This window comes from Blastomonas sp. (genome assembly GCF_041747255.1).
Lineage (GTDB): Bacteria > Pseudomonadota > Alphaproteobacteria > Sphingomonadales > Sphingomonadaceae > Blastomonas.
This window is the reverse complement of the sequence record NZ_JBGTFM010000090.1, coordinates 1-2,481: the sequence shown is the minus strand read 5'-3', so window position 1 is coordinate 2,481 and position 2,481 is coordinate 1. Positions and strand designations below refer to the sequence as shown.

Sequence of the window (2,481 nt, the reverse complement as noted above, 5' to 3'; positions counted from 1 at the left end):
ACAGCGGCAGTTCGCCATCCGGGGTACGGCGCACCTCCCACAGTGCCCGCCGCCGGTCGAGCGCGAGCGATCCAAACGCATCGGCATCGGCGAGCATGCGCAACGCATGCTGCGGCAGACAGGCGCGGCGGGCCAGCGCCTCAATGCTGTCGAACCGGCCATGACTTCGCGCCGCCGCCAGCGCATCGGCCCAGTCGGCCCTGAAGCCAGTCATCTGGCGAAAGCCCAGCCTGAGCGCCAGCTCGCCTGCACTGTCGCGCTCAAGGCTGTTGTCCCAGCCGCTCATGTTGATGTCGATGGGGCAAACCTCGACGGCATGTTCGCGCGCGTCACGAACAATCTGTGCGGGCGCATAAAAGCCCATCGGCTGCGCATTGAGCAATGCGCAGGCGAAGACCGCGGGATGGTGGCACTTGATCCACGACGACACGTAGACCAGCCGCGCAAACGACAGGGCATGGCTTTCGGGAAAACCATAGCTGCCAAAGCCCTCGATCTGCTTGAAACAGCGCTCGGCAAAGTCGCGCTCATATCCGCGTGCGGTCATGCCGCGCACCAGCTTTTCGCGAAACTCGTGCATCGTGCCGAGATTGCGGAAAGTCGCCATCGCGCGGCGCAGCTGGTTCGCTTCGGCAGGTGTAAATCCCGCCGCCACGATGGCGAGCTTCATCGCCTGTTCCTGAAACAGCGGCACGCCATAGGTCGCGCCCAGCAGGGTCTTGAGCTCATCGGGATCGTGCGGCGCGGCGGGCGAGGGGTATTCGACCTTCTCGATTCCCGAACGACGCCGCAGATAGGGGTGCACCATATCGCCCTCGATCGGCCCGGGCCGGACAATCGCGACCTGCACGGTGAGGTCATAGAGCGAGCGCGGCTTGAGCCGGGGCAGCATGTTGATCTGCGCGCGGCTTTCCACCTGGAACACGCCGACGCTGTCACCCCGGCACAGCATGTCATAAACCGCAGGGTCGTCGGCGCTCAGATCGACCGTCAGGTCGTGATCGCCAAGGTCATGCGCACGCATCAGATCGAACGCCTTGTGGATGCAGGTGAGCATGCCGAGCGCCAGGACATCGACCTTCATCAGGCCCAGCGCATCGATATCGTCCTTGTCCCATTCGATGAAGGTGCGGTCCTGCATCGCGGCATTGTGAATCGGTACAGTCTCATCGAGCCGGTCCTGCGTCAGCACAAAGCCGCCGACATGCTGCGAGAGGTGCCGGGGAAATTTGAGCAGCTGGTCAATCAGTCCCTTCAGCCGCACGATCTGCGGGTTGTCGGGATCAAAGCCCGCCTCGCTGTAGCGCCGCGCCTCCATGCTGCTCGAATAGCTGCCCCAGATGGTGCTGGTGAGCCGCGCGGTCAGGTCTTCGGAAAAGCCCAGCACCTTGCCGACCTCGCGCACCGCGCTGCGCGGGCGATAGCGGATCACCGTCGCGGCGATGCCGGCACGGTGGCGGCCATAGCGACGATAGATATACTGCATCACCTCCTCGCGCCGCTCGTGCTCGAAATCGACATCGATATCGGGCGGCTCCCGGCGTTCTTCAGATACGAAGCGCGAGAACAACAGGTCGTGCTCGACCGGATCGACCGAGGTGACGCCGAGAAGAAAGCAGACGATGGAATTGGCGGCCGAGCCGCGCCCCTGGCACAGGATCGGCGAGTCGCGCGTGCGGGCGAAGCGCACCAGATCGTGAACGGTGAGGAAATAGCAGGCGTATTGCTGCTTGGCGATCAGGGTGAACTCTTCATCGAGCAGCGCGCGCACTTTTGGGGGCAGCACCGCGCCATAGCGTTCGTGCGCGGCGGTGATCACCATATGCTCGAGCCAGCCCTGTGCCTCCCAGCCCGCTGGCACCTGTTCATCAGGATATTCATAGCGCAGGTCATCAAGCGTAAAGCCGATGGACGCCATGAACGTGCAAGTCTGCGCCAGCGCATCGGGGCAATCCCTGAACAAGCGTGCCATTTCAGCGGGCGGCTTCAGGTGACGCTCGGCGTTTGCCGCCAGCCTGCGCCCCGCCGCCGCAAGGCTTGTCTTCTCGCGGATGCAGGTGAGCACATCGTGCAACGGGCGCTGATCGGGGGTGGCATAGAGCGCATCGTTGGTGGCGAGCAGCGGCACGCCTGTCTCCTCAGCCAGCCGCATCAGCCGGGCGAGACGGCGGCGATCATCGCCGCCGCGCAGCATGGTCGCACCAGCCCAGACGCGGCCGGGAACCGCAGCGCGCAGAGTACGCAGCAAACCGGCATCGTGATCGCGCGCCATCACGATCAGCAGCATGTCGTCGAGATGGCCGAGCAGGTCATCGCGTCGCAGGCTGCAATCGCCCTTTTGCGCGCGCAGGTTGCCGACCGTCAGCAGCCGCGTCAGCCGCCCCCAGCCATGGCGCGTTGCCGGATAGGCGATGATGTCCGGCGTATCATCTGTAAACACCAGCCGCGCGCCGACCAGCAGCCGGAAGGCGGGGGCAGGCA

Annotated in this window: 1 protein-coding gene; it reads right to left on the bottom strand. The window is 64.7% G+C overall.

Annotated features, from left to right (window positions below):
• A partial coding sequence (locus ACEW8G_RS03100; RefSeq protein ID WP_373486982.1) for an error-prone DNA polymerase occupies nt 1-2,481 on the bottom strand: 2,481 nt, incomplete at both ends.